Source organism: Actinospica acidithermotolerans (assembly GCF_018139625.1).
Lineage (GTDB): Bacteria > Actinomycetota > Actinomycetes > Streptomycetales > Catenulisporaceae > Actinospica > Actinospica acidithermotolerans.
The window spans coordinates 1-16,845 of sequence record NZ_JAGSOH010000052.1 but is presented as its reverse complement, the minus strand read 5'-3'; the positions used below and the strand labels follow the sequence as shown (position 1 = coordinate 16,845).

14 protein-coding genes and 1 pseudogene are annotated in these 16,845 nt (G+C 71.0%); 8 read left to right on the top strand and 7 right to left on the bottom strand.

Annotation, left to right across the window (positions count from 1 at the left end; translation table 11 throughout):
- Positions 1 to 119: 119 nt before the first annotated feature.
- Genes KDK95_RS18180 through KDK95_RS35930 form a run of 4 tightly spaced genes read right to left on the bottom strand, consistent with a single transcriptional unit; the run spans position 120 to position 4,386 of the window.
- Positions 120 to 1,187 (bottom strand): LacI family DNA-binding transcriptional regulator, encoded by a 1,068-nt coding sequence (locus KDK95_RS18180; protein WP_212519390.1) that lies wholly within the window; start codon positions 1,185 to 1,187, stop codon positions 120 to 122.
- A 21-nt stretch (positions 1,188 to 1,208) separates the two neighbouring features.
- Positions 1,209 to 2,564: an ABC transporter substrate-binding protein gene (locus tag KDK95_RS18175; protein WP_212519389.1), complete on the bottom strand. Its 1,356-nt coding sequence runs from the start codon at positions 2,562 to 2,564 to the stop codon at positions 1,209 to 1,211.
- Positions 2,565 to 2,615: 51 nt separating this feature from the next.
- A complete protein-coding gene (locus tag KDK95_RS18170) occupies positions 2,616 to 3,452 on the bottom strand; it encodes a carbohydrate ABC transporter permease (RefSeq protein ID WP_212519388.1) in 837 nt (278 codons plus the stop codon).
- A 13-nt stretch (positions 3,453 to 3,465) separates the two neighbouring features.
- The gene (locus KDK95_RS35930; RefSeq protein ID WP_212519387.1) at positions 3,466 to 4,386 is read right to left on the bottom strand and encodes a carbohydrate ABC transporter permease; all 921 of its coding nucleotides are present in this window, start codon (positions 4,384 to 4,386) and stop codon (positions 3,466 to 3,468) included.
- Between the two features lie 197 nt (positions 4,387 to 4,583).
- On the opposite strand from KDK95_RS35930, the gene KDK95_RS18160 reads away from it, so the two are divergent.
- Complete coding sequence (locus KDK95_RS18160; protein WP_249161482.1) at positions 4,584 to 5,312, top strand: YqjF family protein; 729 nt, start codon at positions 4,584 to 4,586, stop codon at positions 5,310 to 5,312.
- A 56-nt stretch (positions 5,313 to 5,368) separates the two neighbouring features.
- Here KDK95_RS18160 and KDK95_RS18155 read toward each other — a convergent pair whose 3' ends face one another.
- Positions 5,369 to 5,647 (bottom strand): hypothetical protein, encoded by a 279-nt coding sequence (locus KDK95_RS18155; protein WP_212519385.1) that lies wholly within the window; start codon positions 5,645 to 5,647, stop codon positions 5,369 to 5,371.
- 361 nt (positions 5,648 to 6,008) lie between these two features.
- Here KDK95_RS18155 and KDK95_RS18150 point away from each other — a divergent pair, with 361 nt between their 5' ends.
- Positions 6,009 to 7,586, top strand: coding sequence for a N,N-dimethylformamidase beta subunit family domain-containing protein (locus KDK95_RS18150; protein ID WP_212519384.1), 1,578 nt, complete (start codon positions 6,009 to 6,011; stop codon positions 7,584 to 7,586).
- Between the two features lie 28 nt (positions 7,587 to 7,614).
- On the opposite strand, the gene KDK95_RS18145 is transcribed toward KDK95_RS18150, so the two are convergent.
- Positions 7,615 to 8,334: a hypothetical protein gene (locus KDK95_RS18145; protein WP_212519383.1), complete on the bottom strand. Its 720-nt coding sequence runs from the start codon at positions 8,332 to 8,334 to the stop codon at positions 7,615 to 7,617.
- Between the two features lie 106 nt (positions 8,335 to 8,440).
- Between KDK95_RS18145 and KDK95_RS18140 the strand changes: the two genes are divergently transcribed.
- Genes KDK95_RS18140 through KDK95_RS18130 form a run of 3 tightly spaced genes read left to right on the top strand, consistent with a single transcriptional unit; the run spans position 8,441 to position 12,458 of the window.
- Positions 8,441 to 9,706, top strand: a complete 1,266-nt coding sequence (locus KDK95_RS18140; protein ID WP_212519382.1) for a hypothetical protein — start codon at positions 8,441 to 8,443, stop codon at positions 9,704 to 9,706.
- A gap of 17 nt (positions 9,707 to 9,723) precedes the next feature.
- Complete coding sequence (locus KDK95_RS18135; RefSeq protein ID WP_212519381.1) at positions 9,724 to 10,929, top strand: glycosyltransferase; 1,206 nt, start codon at positions 9,724 to 9,726, stop codon at positions 10,927 to 10,929.
- Positions 10,926 to 12,458 carry a glycosyltransferase gene (locus tag KDK95_RS18130; RefSeq protein ID WP_212519380.1) on the top strand — a complete coding sequence of 511 codons (1,533 nt, stop codon included), beginning with the start codon at positions 10,926 to 10,928 and terminating at the stop codon, positions 12,456 to 12,458. Before KDK95_RS18135 ends, KDK95_RS18130 begins: the two co-directional genes overlap by 4 nt.
- Here the strand turns inward: KDK95_RS18130 and wecB are convergent.
- Positions 12,424 to 13,500 carry a non-hydrolyzing UDP-N-acetylglucosamine 2-epimerase gene (wecB, locus tag KDK95_RS18125; RefSeq protein WP_212519379.1) on the bottom strand — a complete coding sequence of 359 codons (1,077 nt, stop codon included), beginning with the start codon at positions 13,498 to 13,500 and terminating at the stop codon, positions 12,424 to 12,426. The genes KDK95_RS18130 and wecB overlap by 35 nt on opposite strands.
- A 254-nt stretch (positions 13,501 to 13,754) precedes the next feature.
- On the opposite strand from wecB, the gene KDK95_RS18120 reads away from it, so the two are divergent.
- The 3 genes and pseudogenes from KDK95_RS18120 to KDK95_RS18110 all read left to right on the top strand — a co-directional run.
- Positions 13,755 to 15,056 carry a glycosyltransferase gene (locus KDK95_RS18120; protein WP_212519378.1) on the top strand — a complete coding sequence of 434 codons (1,302 nt, stop codon included), beginning with the start codon at positions 13,755 to 13,757 and terminating at the stop codon, positions 15,054 to 15,056.
- The gene (locus tag KDK95_RS18115; RefSeq protein ID WP_212519377.1) at positions 15,046 to 16,260 is read left to right on the top strand and encodes a glycosyltransferase; all 1,215 of its coding nucleotides are present in this window, start codon (positions 15,046 to 15,048) and stop codon (positions 16,258 to 16,260) included. Before KDK95_RS18120 ends, KDK95_RS18115 begins: the two co-directional genes overlap by 11 nt.
- A 73-nt stretch (positions 16,261 to 16,333) precedes the next feature.
- Positions 16,334 to 16,845 (top strand): annotated as a pseudogene (locus KDK95_RS18110) (hypothetical protein); the annotation flags it as partial.

The window sequence follows — 16,845 nt, the reverse complement described above, 5'->3', positions numbered from 1 at the left end:
ATTCCGTGAGCGGTAACATGGCCCGCCGGCGACAGGCCGGGCCTGGTGGGTCGGCGGGTCGGTGTTCGGCGGATCGGTGGGTCGGCGGTTCGGCGGGCCCGGCCGGCGCCGGTGCCGGGTCAGCGCGGCGCGGGGCCGCTGCTCTCGCGCAGGATCAGCTCGGGCTCGTCCCAGACCGGGGGCGCCGCGGCGGCGTTCGGGTCGAGCAGGTTGTGCAGCAGGCCGAACCCGGCCCGGCCGAGCCCCTCGAAGTCGAGGCGCACGCTGGTCAGCGCCGGATTCAGGTACGCGGACTGGGGCGCGTCGTCGAAGCCGATGACGCTCAGGTCGCCGGGCACGTCGCGGCCCGCCTCCCGGGCCGCGCGCAGCACGCCGATCGCGAGATCGTCGTTGCCCGCCAGGATCGCGGTGACCTCGCGGTCGGCGACCAGCCCGCGGGCCGCGCGATAGCCCGAGCGCGGCGTCCAGCCCGCCGGGTGCTGCGGCGGGACCGGGGCTCCCGCCGCGCGCAGCGCGTCCTGCCAGCCCTGCATGCGCTGGCTCGGCCGCTGGGTCGAGGACGGGATGGACAGGTAGTGGACCGTGCGGTGGCCGAGGCCGAGCAGGTGGCGCGTCGCGCGCGAGGCGGCCTCGCGGTCGTCGATCCAGACCTGCGGCCGGCCGTCCGGGACGTGGCCCGAGGCCGGGCGCTCCACGACCCCGACCACCGGCAGGTTCTCGGGCAGCGCGTCCAGCGCGCGCACGCCGGCCGCCTCGAACGCGATCACGATCGCGGCCCGCCCGGCGGAGAGCCGCTCGATCACGTCCTGCGGCTGGCGCGCCGCGTCCGGTTCAAGAACGCTGATGCCGACGGTGAACCGGGCGGCGCGGGCCGCCTCCTCGATGCCGCGCAGGGCCGCGGCGTACCCGTACGCCGCCGTGTCGGCGGTGAGCACCGTCACGGCGCGCACGGGGCCGCCGGCCAGGGCCTGCGCGGCGCGGTTCGGGGTGAAGCCGAGTTCCTCGATGGTCGCCAGCACCAGGGCCCGGGTCTCGGGCCGCACGTGCGGCTTGCCGTTGATCACCCGGGAGACGGTCTGGTGCGACACGCCGGCGGCGCGAGCCACCTCCCAGATGCTGGTGGCGCCCTGCCCGCGCTCGGGCGGAGTCGTCGGCGTGTCGGTGTTGATGTTACCGCTCCCTGTCACTCGGTCCTCGTAGGGTAAACGTTAATCCCCGTTGGCGGCGGCCGCGTTCGACGTGGTGGTGATGTCGTTCGCCGCGGCCTGCGGGGTCATCTGGTCGAGCCAGACCTGGTTCATGTCCTTGAGCACGACGTTGGTGAACGCGGTGCCCGAGGTGGTCAGCGGATAGCCGATCGTCGTGCCCTGGGACCCGGTGTAGAACGCCGAGACGTCGATGCCCTTGGCCTTCCAGGCGGCGATGAACCCGCTGTCCAGGCTGGGGATCGCGGCCCAGACCGTGCCGGAGTCGGTGACGATCTTCTCCGAGGCGGCCGAGCCGAGCCACTCCTCCAGCTCCCAGGCCTCGGCCGGGTGCTTGGTGCCGGAGTAGATCGCGTCGGTCAGGCCGTTGAACACGGTGCCGGAGCCCTTCGGGCCGGTCGGCAGCGCGGCCACGCCCCAGCTGCCGGCGGGCAGCGAGCTCTGGTAGGTGTCCAGGTCCCAGTCCCCGTCGAAGGTGATGGCGGCGGTGTCCTGCGCGAGCAGCTGCGGCAGCGCGGCGGCGTTCGGCGTGTTGGTGACGGTGCCGGGGGCCGCGACGTGCCACTTGTACATCAGGTCCTGCTCGAACTGCATCGCCTGCACGCACGCGGCCGAGTTCACCGTCCAGGTGCCGTACGGCTTGTTCTGCAGCTCGCAGCCGTTCTGCACGCCGAAGTCCCACCAGTCCTGCTGGCCGTTCGGCGCCTCGAGCGCGATGTCGTACTGCTTGACGTGGTTCGCCTCGAAGCCGGCCTCGTTCGGGTGCTTGCCTGTGACGTCCACCGTGAGCTTTTCCAAGGCCCGCACGAACGTGCCGCCGTCGGTCGTGTTCCAGCTGAGCGAGCCGAGCTGCGCGGGGGTGATGCCCGCCGCCTTCAGGTCCTTCGCGTTGTAGATCGTCGCTATGGTGTCCCAGTCCTTCGGCAGGCCGTAGACCGTGCTCCCGTTCGACCACTGCGCGACCAGCTTGGAGCTGTACTGGCTCATGTCGATCTTCGAGGACGCGATGTCCGGGGCGATGTTGGTGATGATCCCCTCCTTCGCGAGCTCGGGCAGGTACTCCAGGTGGTCCCAGAACACGTCCGGCATGTTGCGCCCGGCCGCCGAGGTCTGCAGCTTGGCCCAGTACTGCGCCCACGGCACGAGGTCGATGGTGACGTGGATGTCCGGGTGCGCCTTCTCGAACACGTCGATCGACTGCTGGTAGGCGGCCTCTTCGCTGGTCTGCCAGATCATGTAGGTCAGGTTCACCGTTCCGCCGGAGGAGCCGGAGGACCCGCCGCAGGCGGAGGTCAGGCCGGCCGCTGAAACCGCGGCGGCAGCGAGGGCGAGTGTCTTTCTGGTGGCGCGTCGGAACATCGGAATCAGTCCACTTCTCTGTGGCTGTGCTTTGCGGATGGGGACGGGCGGTTACTTGAGACCGGTCAGCGCGATCGACCGGACGATGTGCCGCTGGAACAGCAGGAAGATGGCGACCAGCGGGAGCAGGGCGACGGCCGCGGCCGGCAGCAGGATGTGCAGTTCGGAGGCGAACTGCCCCTGCAGGGCGGCGATGCCGACGGTGACCACCTCGTCGCGTTCGCTGCTGGTGGCCATCAGCGGCCAGAGCAGGCCGTTCCACGTGTTGACGAAGGTGATCGTGGCGAGCGTGGCCAGGATCGGCTTGCTCAGCGGCAGCATGATCCGCCGCAGGATCGTCCAGGTCCCGGCGCCGTCGATCCTGGCCGCGGCCTCCAGATCGGCCGGGATGGTCTGGAAGTACTGCCTGACCAGGAAGATCCCGTAGGGCGTGCCGAAGACGTAGGGCAGGATCAGCGCGCGGTAGGTGTCGATCAGCTGCAGGTGGCTCATGATCAGGAACAGCGGGATCAGCGTGACGATCTGAGGCACCATCATCATCGCGATGAAGCCCCAGAACAGCGGTTCGCGGCCGGGGAAGTCGAGGCGGGCGAACGCGTACGCGGACATGGTCGTGAAGACCAGCTGCCCGATCGTGATCACGCCGGCCACGATCGTGGTGTGCACGATGAACCCGGACATGTCGTACTGCCGCCACAGCTCGGTGAAGTTGGACCAGGTCGCGGGCGCGGCCGGGGTCCAGGCCTGCGTGGACAGCAGGGTGGACTGCGGCTTGAACGCGGCGTTGAGGGTCATCAGGTACGGCGCCACCGACAGGAGCGCGCCGATCGAGAGCAGCAGGTAGACGGTCGTGCCGCGGACGCGTTGTCCGATTCGCTTCGTTGCCATCGGGTCGTCCTCCTCAGCTGAAGTCGTAGATGGTGCGCTTGCGGAAGTAGCGGAACTGAACGATCGTCACGAGGAGGATCACCGCGAACAGCAGGATGGAGAGCGTGGCCGCGTAGCCGGCGTGGAAGAGCTGGAAGGCCTGCTGGTAGATGTAGTAGTTCAGAGTCGTCGTGGACTGGCCCGGGCCGCCCTGGGTCATCACGAAGACGGTGTCGAACTGCTGGAACGAGCCGATGACGTTGGTGACGAGCACGAAGAACATCGACGGCCGCAGCAGCGGGAGGGTGATCCGGAAGAAGCGCTGCCAGGCGTTGACGCCGTCGAGCGCGGCCGCCTCGTAGACCTGCTGCGGTATCGCCTGCAGCCCGGCGAGCAGGAAGAGCATCGTGTAGCCGGTGTACTGCCAGACGTTGACGGACGCGACGACCGGCATCGCCCAGGTGCTCGAGGTCAGCCAGTTCGGGCCGGTGAATCCGAGCATGGAGATGATGTGGTCGATGATTCCGGAGCGCGGGTCGAAGATCCAGTTCCAGATCACGCCGAGGGCCACCGGCATCGCCATCCACGGCAGCACGAACACGACGCGGAAGAACCTCGTCCCGCGCATCCTCCGGTTCAGCGCCAGCGCGAGCAGCAGCGCGAGAACCGTCTGCAGCGGGATGTTGAGGACCACGTAGTACGCGGTGTTGAGCAGCGCGTGCCAGGACTGCGAATCGGTGAACATCCTGCGGTAGTTCGCGAGGCCGACGAACTGCGGCGAGGTGATCAGGTTCCAGCTGAACAGGCTGAGCACGAACACGATGACGACCGGCGCGACCAGGAACGCGAGGAACCCGAACAGGCTCGGCCCGATCAGCAGGTAGGCCTCGAGGGTGGTGCGTCCGCGCCGGGCGCGCCGCGGCGCGGCGGCGGCCACGGGCGGCTTCGTTGCCACCTCGGCTATGTTAGCGCTCACAATCTCAGCTCCAGGACGGCGCGCGGGACGGGGGTTCGGGTGGACCGGCAGGCCGGATCGGCCGTCGTGCCCGGGTGGTTTTCGGCCGCTGTGCGCGTCTGCTGCGGCGTCTGGATGAATAGTTATCGGTAACAACGAGGCTGTCAAGGGTTCCCGGAACTGGCATGCTGGTTTCCATGACCGAGCCGCTCTCGCCGGAACCGCCGTCCGACATCGGCAGGACCCTGCTGACGCAGTCCTGGCTGGATCTCGGCTTCGTCCACTGGGAAGCCGATCCGGAGCTCGTCCAGCGCCTGCTGCCCGCGGGAACGGCGCCCGACCTGCTGGACGGGCGCACGTACGTCGGGCTGGTGGCGTTCCGGATGCACCGCATCGGCTGGCTGGGGCTGCCCGGCGTGCCGTACTTCGGGACCTTCCCCGAGACGAACGTCCGGCTGTACTCGGTGGACGAGCACGGGCGCCGCGGCGTCGTGTTCCGCTCGCTGGACGCGTCGCGGCTGCTGCCGGTCGTGGTCGCCCGCACCGCGTTCCGGCTGCCGTACCTCTGGTCCCGGATGTCGATCCGGCGCGAGGGCGATGTGCTGACGTACACGGCGAGGCGCAGGTGGCCGGGGCCGCGCGGCGCGAGCAGCCGGCTGAGCATCCGGATCGGCGAGCGGATCGCGGAGCCGACCGAGCTCGAGCACTTCGTGACCGCGCGATGGGGGCTGCACAACGACTGGCTCGGGCGCAGGCTTTACCTGCCGAACGCGCACCCGCGCTGGCCGCTGCATCGTGCCGAGCTGCTGGCCTGCGAGGACGAACTACTCGGGGCGGCCGGCTTCGAACCGGCCGCCCCCGCTGTCAGCGTGCTGTACTCGCCCGGCGTGCCGGTCCGCTTCGGGCCTCCGGCCGGGGCCCGATAGCGGCCGGCGCACCGGCGCTGCCGCGACAGCGGCCGGCGCACGGACTCTGTTATCGGTCACGTAGTCGTCAGGGTCGACGGCGCGCTTCCGCTCGGAAGCCGGTCGGCGCTTTCCGACGAGCCGCCGTTCGAGCGGCTGGAGGCGACGGCCGGCGTGGCCGTCTCGGTGCGGGCCAGATCGCCGAGCACGACCACGCCGAGGACCGCGGCCCCGACCACGACGGCCGTGCTGACCATCGTGGCCGGCCGCTTCATGAGCGCCCGGAACCGCCCCGCCTCGCGCCCCGTCTCCCGAACCTGCTCAGCCGACCCGTTCACCTGCGTCTTCGTGTCCATGTCAGAGAGCATGCTCCGGCGCGATCAGAGCCCGGTGACGCAGGCATGAATTCTCATTAAGAACGATTCGGTCACGGTTCGAGCGCGGCGAAGGTGGCTGCCGCGTCGGCTGGACCGCCGCCTGCCGAACCTCGACATCGAGGGCGAGAGCCCGCGGCGGCGGCATGGGCACGAAAGCGAGCGCGAGCACGGACCCAGGCAGGAGCACGACGGGAGCGGCGCGGTCTCCGGCGGCGCAACCGGTCCCGCACCGGACAGTCCGGAAGGCTCAACGGTGATCTCTCTTCATTAGCGCTTAAGCTACCTGCGGATCGCGGGATGTTCACCGGAGCAGCGTTCAGACTTTCTAGGCTGTTCGCCCGTGCCTGAGATCTCTCGTCGTTCCGTCCTGACCGTTCTCGGCGCCGGGGCCGTCGCCGCCGGTGCCGCCGCATCCGTGCACGCCGCGGCCGGTGCGGGCCCCGCGCCGGCCGGCCGGGCGGCGGGTCCGGACAACCCGGTCCGCGCGGAGAACCGGCTGCCGGGCAGCGCCGACTGGCGGATCGGCGCCGGGGACACGGTCGGTTCCGACGACCTGGGCCGGCAGATCGCCGGGTACGCCTCGGCGACCAGCGTGAACCTCGGCGACTCGATCGACTTCCACGTCTCGACCGAGCCGGCGCAGCGCTTCACGGTCGCGATCTACCGGCTCGGCTACTACGGAGGCGCCGGCGCCCGGCAGCTGACGGCCAGTCCGACGCTGTCCGGCGTCAAGCAGCCGGAGCCGGTGACCGATCCGGCCAACGGGATGATCCACTGCCCGTGGTCGGCCAGCTGGACGCTGCACGTCCCCGGGAACTGGACCTCCGGCGCGTACCTCGCGGCGTTCACCACGGAGGACGGGCACCGCAGCGTCACCCCGTTCGTGGTGCGGGACGACGCACGGAGGTCCGACTTCCTGGTGGTGCTGCCCTTCACCACGTACCAGGCGTACAACCAGTGGCCGCTGGACGGCACGACCGGCAAGAGCCTCTACTACGGCTACGGCAACAAGAGCAACGCGGGCGAGGACCAGACCGACGGCGGCGACGTCCGCGTGGACGTGCACGGCAAGCCGGTCTCCTACGGCGCGCGGGCCAAGACGGTCAGCTTCGCGCGGCCCTACTCGGGCGTCGGGCTTCCGCAGCGCATCGACCTGGACTACGAGTTCCTGCAGTGGGCCGAGCGGATGGGCTACGACCTGAGCTACGCGACGAGCATCGACCTGCATCAGGGCGTGGTCACGGCGTCGCAGCACTCGGCGCTGGTCTTCTCCGGCCACGACGAGTACTGGTCGCAGGACATGCGCGAGACGGTGTCGGCCGCCGTCGACCGCGGGACGCACCTGGCGTACATCGCGGCGAACAACGTGTACTGGCACGTGCGCTTCGAGCAGGATCCGTACGGGCGCGAGACGCCGATCATGGCCTGCTGGAAGAGCGATCCCGACCCGGCGGCCGACAAGAGCGGCCCGACCTGCCTGTGGCGCGAGGTGAAGACGAACGGGGAGACGGCTGAGCAGTCGCTGCTCGGCGTGATGTACAACGGCATCCCGCGCGAGGAGGTGCCGCTGTCGGTCTCGAACCCGCAGCACTGGTTCTGGGACGGCACCGGCGTGCACGACGGCACGACGATCCCGGGCATCGTCGGCGGCGAGGCGGACGGCTACTACCCCGGTTCGCCCGCGCCCCGAAACCTCGTCTCGCACACGCTGCTCTCGGCCTCGCACTACATGGCGCTCGGCGGCTCCAACTGGCCGCGCGTCCAGCACACGAGCCTCTACGAGACCAACAGCGGCGCCGTGGTGTTCGCCGCCGCGACGTTCAACTGGTCCTTCGGCCTCAACCGCGCCGGCTACGTCGACGCCCGCATACAACGCGCTACGGCGAACCTGTTCGCACGCATCTCGAAGCGGGCCTGACCACAGAGCTCGGACGGCCGCGAGCGGCTCAGACAGCCGCGGCGGACGAAGTACCGTCGGAGGCTGATATGCCGGGAGCCGCGGAACTGTGGGATTCGCGCGGCGTCAGGACGGCCGGGATGGCGGCGGGAACCGCGAGCAGCAGGACCTTCAGCCAATCCGGGCCGGGCAGCGGGACGAGCAGCACGACGGCGAGCAGGACGGCGTAGCCCCCGATCGCTCGCAGCGCGAGGGTGGAGTGCTCGGCCCGGGCGACGACGATCACGGCCGCGACGCAGGACCACCAGGGCGAGCAGAGGTCCGCCAGCTTGAGGACGTCCGCGCCGATGGGCGTGGACGTCCACTCCGCGTAGGCCCCGGCGCCGAGCGTCAGCAGCCCGGTGACCAGTTCGGCGGCCCACGCCGCAAGCAGAACGCGCGACCAGGGCCGGAGGCGGCGGCCATCCATCGCCTCGATCTGCCGTGACCGGGTGCGGATCCAGAGGGCTACGGCCGGCCAGAACAGGGCCAGGCCCACGTAGGCGGCCACCCAGCTCACTCGGCCGGCGTCCTGGCCCTGGAAGGCCCAGTCGTTGTGGCCTACGTCGTGCGAGATGCGGGAGATCAGGTACACGGGGACCGAGTGGGCGCTGCGGCCGCTGCCGGCGGGGCCGATCGCCGCGGCCGCCAGGGGGGCGACGGCGATGGTGGCTGCGGCGGTCAGGGCGAGCAGGGCTCGGCTGAACAGGGGCTGGGGCGCGGTGTGCATGGGGGGAGAGCGTACGCGGGCCAGGAGAACGGCAGGGCGCTTTCCGGTTACCGGCAGGACATGTCGAGAACACCGCCTGTTGGCTGGGCTCCGCTACCGTCCGCGGGTGGCCTTCAGCACCTTAAAGACCGACCTTCGCAAGCGCCTGCTTGCCGGGGCGATGCTCGTCGCGGCCCTGTTCACGCTGATTCAGGCGGTCGACTACCGGCAGAACGTGCCATCGAACGACACGTACCAGTACGCGAAGCAAACGCTGCGGGTCCTCGGCGACAGCCCCGGGCAGGCGGTGCACGAAGCGGTGGTGATGTACTGCCAGGACAGCGGGAACTCCGCGGCCACGACCTCGACGCTGAACTACGCGGGGGGATCGGGCAGCGGCTCGTCGAGCTACTCCTCGGCGTACGAGGCGTGCCTGCACACGTACCGCGATGGTCTGACGCCCAGTTCGCCGCGCTATCTTGCGATCTTCACATCGCGACCGGGGTATCCGCTGCTCGCGGCGCCGTTCGCGGCGGTGTTCGGGCTGCGGTTCGGGCTCTGGTTCGCGGCGATGCTGTGCACGGTCGTCGGCAGCCTGCTTGTTCTGGTGCTGCTGCGGACTGCGGGCGCGTCGCGGTGGGCGGCGCTGGGTGGACAGGCGCTCTTCCTGGCGGCGCCGACCGGGTACTGGGGCAGCCGGATGCTGACCGACGGACCGTCGCTCGCGACCACTCTGCTCGCGCTGCTCGGTGCGGTCTGGCTGGTCAAGGGGCGGATGAGGGCCGGACTCTGGGCGCTCGGAGCGGGGCTGGTGAGCGGGTTCCTGGTGCGGTATTCGAGCGAGCAGGTCGCCGCGCTCGCCCTCGCCGTCGCCGCGCTGATCTGCCTCAGGTGGGTGCCGTCCTCGCGGGGGCGCGGGATGAAGGCGGTCGCCGTGGCGGCCGGCGGCGGGTTCGTCGTCTCCGAGCTGGCGAGCACGCTGCTCGGCTGGCCGGGACTGTCCGTGTCGCTGCAGGACACGTTCACCAAGCATTTCATCCGGCCGGACGTCTCGAACCCGGTCGGCCGCCTGGTGCGGCTGGACCTGCACTACTGGGGCTACTACCCGGTCTCCGAGCAGACCGCGCTGCTGGTGCTGCTCGGGCTGATCGGGATCGCGGCCGCGCTGGTTCGGCGGCACGCCGTGTACGGGATCTTCGTCAGCGCGGTGGCGGCCACCGGCATCGCCGCCGTCGTCGCGCACCCGATCGCCTCGCAGGCGGACCGGCTGATGTCGCCGGTGTGGGTGCTGCTGGCCCTCGGCCTGCCGCTGCTGTTCACCGCGCGGGACCGGGCGAAGCCGGTCGAGCAGCTACCTGAGCCGGAATCGGCCTTCGCCCCGGAAGCCGTGTGAGAGGGAATCGGATTCACATGAACGTCCTGATGCTCGTTCAGTCGAACGTCGCGCACGACGCGCGGGTGCTGCGCGAGGCCCGCTCGCTGGCCGACGAGGGGCACACGATCCACATCGTCGGCAAGGACGTCCCGCAGACGTGGCAGCCGCCGGCGGGGATCACCGTCGAGTCGGTCTCCGGCGGCACGGGGCTCAAGGCCAAGCCGGGCGGCGGCGCATCGACCGGCGGCGGTGGCGACGCCGGCAGCGGCAGCGCCGCACGGAGCGGCGTCGTCGGCCAGGCGCGGAGCGCGGCGCGTTGGGCGCTGCTGCCGCAGCACCGGCAATCGGTGTGGCGCACGTGGTGCGAGCGGGCTCGCGAGGCGATCGGCGACCGCAAGTACGACGTCGTGCACGCGCACGACTTCAACGTGCTCGTCCTCGCCGCCGAGCTCGCCGAGAAGAGCGGCGCGCAGCTGGTGTACGACTCGCACGAGTGGTGGTCCGGCCGTGAGCGGCACGGCCGTCCGACGCCGCTGGAGCGTGCGCGCGAGCTGAAGATCGAGCGGGAGATCGTCGCGAAGGCCGACGCCGTGCTGACCGTGAGCGCCGGGATCGCGGAGCGGCTCGGCAAGTGGCGCTCCACGCCGGTCGCGGTCGTCCGCAACAGCTTTCCGATCGCCGAGGGCACGGCGGCCGGCACCCTGGCGGAGCGTCCGGCGGGCGTCGTGTACGCGGGCCGGATCGGGGCCGCGCGCGACATCGAGACGCTGCTCGTCGCGACCGCCGCGCTCCACCTCGAGACGCTGCTCATGGGCAACGCCGACCGCGAGTTCCTCCCCCACCTGCGGATGACCGACGCGACCGTGCGGGTCGAACCCGCGCGCCCGGTCGACGAGGTGGACGAGGTGCTGCGCCGGGTCGGCATCTCCGTCGTCACGCTGACCGACACCTGCGAGAACCACCGGCTGGCCCTGCCGAACAAGGTCTTCCACGCCGTGCGCGCGGGCGTCCCGGTCGTCGCCGCCGATCTGCCGGAGCTGCGGCGGCTGGTGACCGGGTACGGGATCGGCGCGCTGTACCGGCCCGGCGACGCCGCCTCGATGCAGCGGGCGCTGGAGCAGGTCACGGCCGATTACGCCGCGCTCTGCGCGAACGTGGCCAAGGCCCGCGAGGAGCTGAACTGGGATCAGGACTCGAAGGAGCTGGTCCGCGTGTACCAGGCGCTGGCGGGCGCTCGATGAGCGGCGCCGCTCCGCGGGTCGCGATGCTCGTCGCCAACGGCGTGGCGGGCGACTCGCGGGTGCAGAAGATCGCCTGGTCGATGGCCGCGGCGGGCTACGACGTGACCCTGGTCGGCCGCGCTCCGGGCACCGAGCAGGTGCGTTACCGGCTCGGTGCGGCGGACGTGGTGCTCGTGCCGGTGCCGAAGACGGTGTCCGGTTACGAGGGTGCGCGGTTGCGCGGCGGGGACCGCGCGAAGCGGCTTCGACCGGGCTACCGCGACGCCCGCGCGGGTCTGGCGGCGCGCGACGCGGCGACGGCTCGACGACTGCGGTCCACGGCCGCGGCCCAGGTCCGGCACTGGCTCGCCGCCAATCCGGCCGCCGACGAGCTGATGGCGACGCTCGGGCGCGGCCCGGTCGGCGGCGCCGCGCACCTGGTCGTCGGCAACGCGCTCGGGCTCGTCGACCAGTACGGCGGCTGGCGCTGGTTCAATCCGTGGTTCGCGGACCTGGAGCTCGCGCTCGCCCCGGTCGTCGCAAGCCTCGAACCGGACCTGATCCACGCGCACGACTTCCACATGGTCGGCATCGGCGCACGGCTCGCGGCGACGCTCAGCACGCCGGAGCGGCCGGTGCGGTGGATCTACGACGCGCACGAGTACCTGCGCGGCATCGAGGTGCCGGCGCGCACGGACGTCCGGCTGCAGATGCGCCGCAGGATGCTGATCGGCGTCGAGCGCGAGTACATCGGCCGCGCGGACGCGGTCGTCACCGTGTCCGAGGGCATCGCGTCTAAGCTCGCCGAGGATCACCGGCTGGGAGCACGTCCGCATGTGATCCTGAACGCGCCGGTCATCAAGCCCTCGACGGCAGAGCGGACTCTGCGGGGCGACTGCGGGCTCGGCGAAGAGGTGCCGCTGCTGCTCTACAGCGGCGGGATGTCGCCCCGGCGCGGCGTCTCGACGGCGATCGAGGCGCTCGACGAACTTCCGGGCGTGCACCTCGCGCTCATCGCTCGCGAAGACGACCCGGACGTGGCCGCACTCCGCCGGCGCGCGGAGGACCGCAAGGTCGCGGACCGGCTGCATGTGGTTCCCTACGTGCCGGTCGACCAGGTCGTGCCGTACATCAGCTCCGCGACGATCGGCCTGATTCCGATCCTGCACCTGCCGAATCACGAGCTGTCGCTGATCACGAAGTACTTCGAGTACCTGCACGCCGCGCTGCCGATCGTGACCAGCGACGTGCGCGAGATGGCGGCGGAGACGCGCAGGCTCGGCGTCGGGGAGGTGTTCGCGGCCGGCGACGCGGGTTCGCTCGCCGAGATGGTGCGCAAGGTGCTGCGGACGCCGCAGAAGTACCGCGCCGTGTACGCGGGCAAGGATGATCCGCGGCCGGGCTCGTCGTGGGCCGGCCAGGCGGCGAAGCTGGACGCGCTCTACCGCGCGGTCCTCGGCCGCGAGCCGGGCGCGGCGCGCCCGGCCGGTGAGCTGGAGCTCGTGCCGCTGCCGGTCAGCGGGAGCGGGCAGCCCGCTCCAACTCGCTGACGACGCGCGTCGCCGCCTCGCCGTCGCCGAAGGGCCGGCCGAGCGGCGTCGCCGGTGCGGGACGGGTCGCGATTCGGGAGAAGTCGGCGGCGGTCGGTTCGGTCAGCACGTTCCAGCCGTCTTTCAGGGTCTCCACCCACTCGGTCTCCGTGCGCACCGTGGTGCACGGGCGCGCGAGGATGTACGCCTCCTTCTGCAGGCCGCCGGAATCCGTGACCACGCCTGCGGATCCCGAGACCGCGGCGACCAGCTGCGCGTACGGCAACGGAGCTCCGGCGCGCAGGGAGCCGCGGTCGAGCTCGATCCCGTACTCGGCGGCCCGGGCGCGCAGCCGCGGGTGCGCCAACAGCGCCACCGGGATCGGGAGCCCCGCGAGTGCGTCGATGATCGAGGTCAGGCGCTCGCGTTCGTCGGTGTTCTCGGCGCGGTGGATCGTGGCGAGCAGGTAGGGCCGCGCGGGGTCGACGCCGGGGGCGGGGGCTTCGAGCGAGCCGGCGGCGAGGTCGCGCGCGCGAAGGCAGGCGTCGACCATGACATCGCCTACCAGCACGGTCCGCTCGCCCAGGCCCTCGCGCTCCAGGTGCTCGACGGCCTGCGCGGTCGGGGCGAGCAGCAGGTCCGCGGCGTGGTCTGTCAGTACCCTGTTGTGCTCCTCGGGCATCCGCCGGTTGAACGAGCGCAGCCCGGCCTCGAGGTGCGCGAGCGGCAGGTGCAGCTTCACGGCGCTGAGCGCGCCCGCGATCGTCGAGTTCGTGTCGCCGTAGACGAGCACCCAGTCCGGCGCGTACGTGGCGAGGATCGGGTCGAGCGCCGCGAGCATCGCGCCGGTCTGCACGCCGTGGCCCGGGCCGGATCCGACGTGCAGCTGCTCGTCCGGCTGCGGAATGCCGAGGCCGGAGAAGAAGACGTCCGACAGCTCCGGGTCGTAGTGCTGCCCGGTGTGCACGATCACGTGCTCGTGTCCGGCCGCGGTGACCGCGGCCGCGATCGGGGCGAGCTTGACGAACTGGGGCCGGGCGCCGACCACGCTGAGGATCCTCACCCGCCGCATCATAGAGACGATCATCCTCGGATTCCCAACTCGCCCAGAGTATCTGACCTTCGTTTACCTTTCGTTCAGCTGACGCTGAGATCAAGTCCTGATTCGTCGCACAGAAGACAGGTCCGAATTCAACTCCGGCTACCTTTCGTTAACGCGGCACTTGTTTGGTTGGAGCGTTCACCCGCCCCGCACATCCGTATCTCGAACTTGGGATGATGAAAGACCGAACCACAGTCGACGCCAGGTCGCCACGGGTGCTTTACCTGGCCTTCTTCTTCCCGCCGAGCCGGTCCAGCGGGGTGTACCGGGCGCGAGCGACGGCGAACCACCTCGCCGCCGCGGGCTGGGACGTGACCGTGCACACCGCGCCTCGCGAGTTCTTCACACGGTACATCGGAAGTGTGGACGAATCGCTCGAAGCAGGAGTGGACGAGCGGATCAAGATCCGCAGGCCGGCGATGGGCTATTTCCGTTGGGAAAGGGACATTCGGCGTTACGGACGTTTCCGGGCCGACATGCCGGTGCTCGCGAACGCGGGCTACAACTACCTCCAGCGGCGCTTCTTCCCGGAGCACTACGCCTCCTGGATCCCGCACGTCGTGGCGCGCGCCCTGCGTGAGCACGCCCGCAAGCGCTACGACCTGATCGTCGCCACCGGCAACCCGTTCGCGTCCTTCGCCGCCGCCTACTGGCTCAGCAAGCTGACCGGCGTGCCGTACGCGCTGGACTACCGCGACTCGTGGACGTTCAACCAGTTCACCGAGGAGCACAAGTACCCGGCCGGGCACCCGGCCTGGGAGTGGGAGCGCAAGACCCTCGCCAAGTCCTCGCTGACCGCCTTCGTCAACGAGGGCCTGCGCGGCTGGCACGCCGAGCGCTACCCGGAGTCCGCGCCGCAGATGACCGTCGTGCCCAACGGCTGGGAGCCGGAGATCCTCGGCCGCGCCACGTACCAGGGCCCGACGGACGGCCGGCCGCTGCGCTTCGGCTACATCGGCACGATCACCGACGCGATGCCGCTGAACGTGCTGTTCGACGGCTGGCGCGCGGCGAAAGGACATCCCGAGTTCGCGGACGCGACGCTGGAGCTGTACGGGCACCTCGGCTTCTTCAAGCAGTCGGCCGATCCGCTGATCGACAAGATCCCGCTGCACGAGAACCTCGGCATCACCTACCACGGCCCGCTTGCGAAGACCGAGGTCGGCGACGCCTACCGGAGCCTGGACGCGCTGGTGTTCTGCGTGCCGGGGGCGAAATACGTGACCTCCGGCAAGATCTTCGAGTACATGGCCACCGGCAAGCCGATCGTCTCGGTGCACGCGCCGGACATCGCCGCCGTCGACGTGCTCACCGGGCACCCGCTCTGGTTCGGCATCGACCGGCTCGACGCGCAGGCCGTGTCCAACGCGATGATCTCGGCCGCGAAGCGCTCGCGCGATCTGACCGAGACGGATTTCGAGGCGGCGCTCGCGCACGCCGAGCGGTACACGCGCGACAACACGCTCGGTCCGTTCGAGCAGGAGCTCCGGAAGATCGCGGTGAACCGTGGCAGATAAGACCCTGGCCGTCACGACGCCCTGGCACCCGACCCTGCAACGGCCGTTCGCGGGCTCCTTCGTGCAGGCCACGACGACGGCCGTGCGCGACCTGTTCGCGCGCGTCGACCTCTACAACACCGAGGACTGGACCGGCCCGGCCGATCCGGTGCAGGCGCGGATGGTCCGCAAGGGCTACGCGGCGCTGACCTCGGGTCCGTCCCCGCGCATCGGCCTGACGGCGCGCCGGGCCGACGAAGGCTACTGGGTCACCGACATCCCGACCCCGGTCACCCCGAAGAAGCACTACGCCGATTGGGCGCTCTCGCACGAGTCCGTGCTGCGCCCGGTCCTCGGGAGCGGCCGGTTCGAGGCCGACGTGGTGCACGGCCACGTCGGGATCTACGGCGGCTGGCTCGCGCACCGCTTCGCCCGGCCGGACGCGCGCGTCGTGTTCACCGAGCACGCCTCGTTCCTCGGCAAGATCCTCGGCCAGCCGCGCTCCCGCGCCATGTACGCCGAGGTGATGGACCGCGCCGACGCCGTGCTCTGCGTCAGCGAGAAGCTGCGCAACGAGCTGCTCGGCGCGTTCCCCGGCCACGCCGCGAAGATCCAGGTGCTGCCGAACGCGGTGGAGATCGAGGCGATGCCGTTCCGGCCGGAGCCGGTGACCGCCCTGCACCGCTGGATCTACATCGGCAAGGTCGTCGCGGCCAAGGGCGTCGGCGAACTCGTCGAAGCCTTCGCGATCGCGGCGAAGGACGAGCCCGAGCTGCGCCTGACCATCCTCGGCACCGGCCCCCTGGTCGAGCCGCTGCGGGCGCGCGCCGCCGAGCTGGATCTGAGCGGACGCATCGCGTTCCACGACTCGGTGCCCCCGCAGCGTGTCTTCGAATTCCTGCACGCGCACGACCTGCTGGTACACCCCAGCAAGTCGGAGACCTTCGGCATGACCACGGTCGAGGCCGTCGGCAGCGGAATGCCGGTGCTGGTCACCCGCTGCGGCGGGCCCGAGGAGACGCTCGCCGGGCTGGACGGCGTGGCCGGGCTGCTGATCGACGTCAGCCCGGACCCGCAGGTCATCGTCGACGGATACCGGCGTCTCGCGACGCAGGCCGCGCAGCTCGACCCGGCCCGGGCGCGCGCCGAACTGATCGGCCGGTACGGATCGAGGGCCGTGGCGGCACGGCTCGCCGAGGTCTACGGCGTGGAGGGATCGGCGTGAGCGGGCTTGCGAGCGAACCGTTAAACACAGCGCGTCCGCGAGCGGGCGTGCCGAGCGCTAGCGAGGTGCGCGCGTGAGCGTTCTGTTGGTGGCGATCGGCGTGACGCGGTCCCGGGCGGTGACCGACACGGCCGACTACCTGCTCGCGCGCGGCGTCGACGTCGACCTGCTGACCGTCGAGGCCGGACCGTGGGAGGCGGCGGGCCTCGACCCGCGGGTCACCCTGCACACGCTCGCGGCCGCCGAGGCGAAGCACCCGCTCTCCCGCCTCGGCGGGCTGGTGCGCAAGCTGTCGAAAGCCGCGTACACCAAGGGCTACGCCAAGGTCTACCGGCTCATGCGCCCCTACGTGATGTGGCGCGCGGCGCGCCGCACGGTCGTCAAGCGGCTCGACTGGAGCACCGTCGAGCAGCTGGTGATCTGCGATTCGCACGCGATCCCGATCGGCTGGCACCTGGCCAAGCGGCACCCGGGGCTCGCCGTCGGCTTCGAGCTGGACCGCACCCCGTGGGCCGACCGGCCGGCGGCGGCCGCCGAGCCCGAGCGCGAGCCCTCACCCACCCCGCTCGCCGCCCTGACCACCAC

Excerpts from the sequence above, each read along its gene's own strand:
- KDK95_RS18175 (WP_212519389.1), bottom strand. The coding sequence starts at position 2,564 with ATGTTCCGACGCGCCACCAGAAAGACACTCGCCCTCGCTGCCGCCGCG.
- KDK95_RS18170 (WP_212519388.1), bottom strand. The coding sequence starts at position 3,452 with ATGGCAACGAAGCGAATCGGACAACGCGTCCGCGGCACGACCGTCTAC.
- KDK95_RS18160 (WP_249161482.1), top strand. The coding sequence starts at position 4,584 with ATGACCGAGCCGCTCTCGCCGGAACCGCCGTCCGACATCGGCAGGACC.
- KDK95_RS18155 (WP_212519385.1), bottom strand. The coding sequence starts at position 5,647 with ATGGACACGAAGACGCAGGTGAACGGGTCGGCTGAGCAGGTTCGGGAG.
- KDK95_RS18145 (WP_212519383.1), bottom strand. The coding sequence starts at position 8,334 with ATGCACACCGCGCCCCAGCCCCTGTTCAGCCGAGCCCTGCTCGCCCTG.
- KDK95_RS18135 (WP_212519381.1), top strand. The coding sequence starts at position 9,724 with ATGAACGTCCTGATGCTCGTTCAGTCGAACGTCGCGCACGACGCGCGG.
- KDK95_RS18130 (WP_212519380.1), top strand. The coding sequence starts at position 10,926 with ATGAGCGGCGCCGCTCCGCGGGTCGCGATGCTCGTCGCCAACGGCGTG.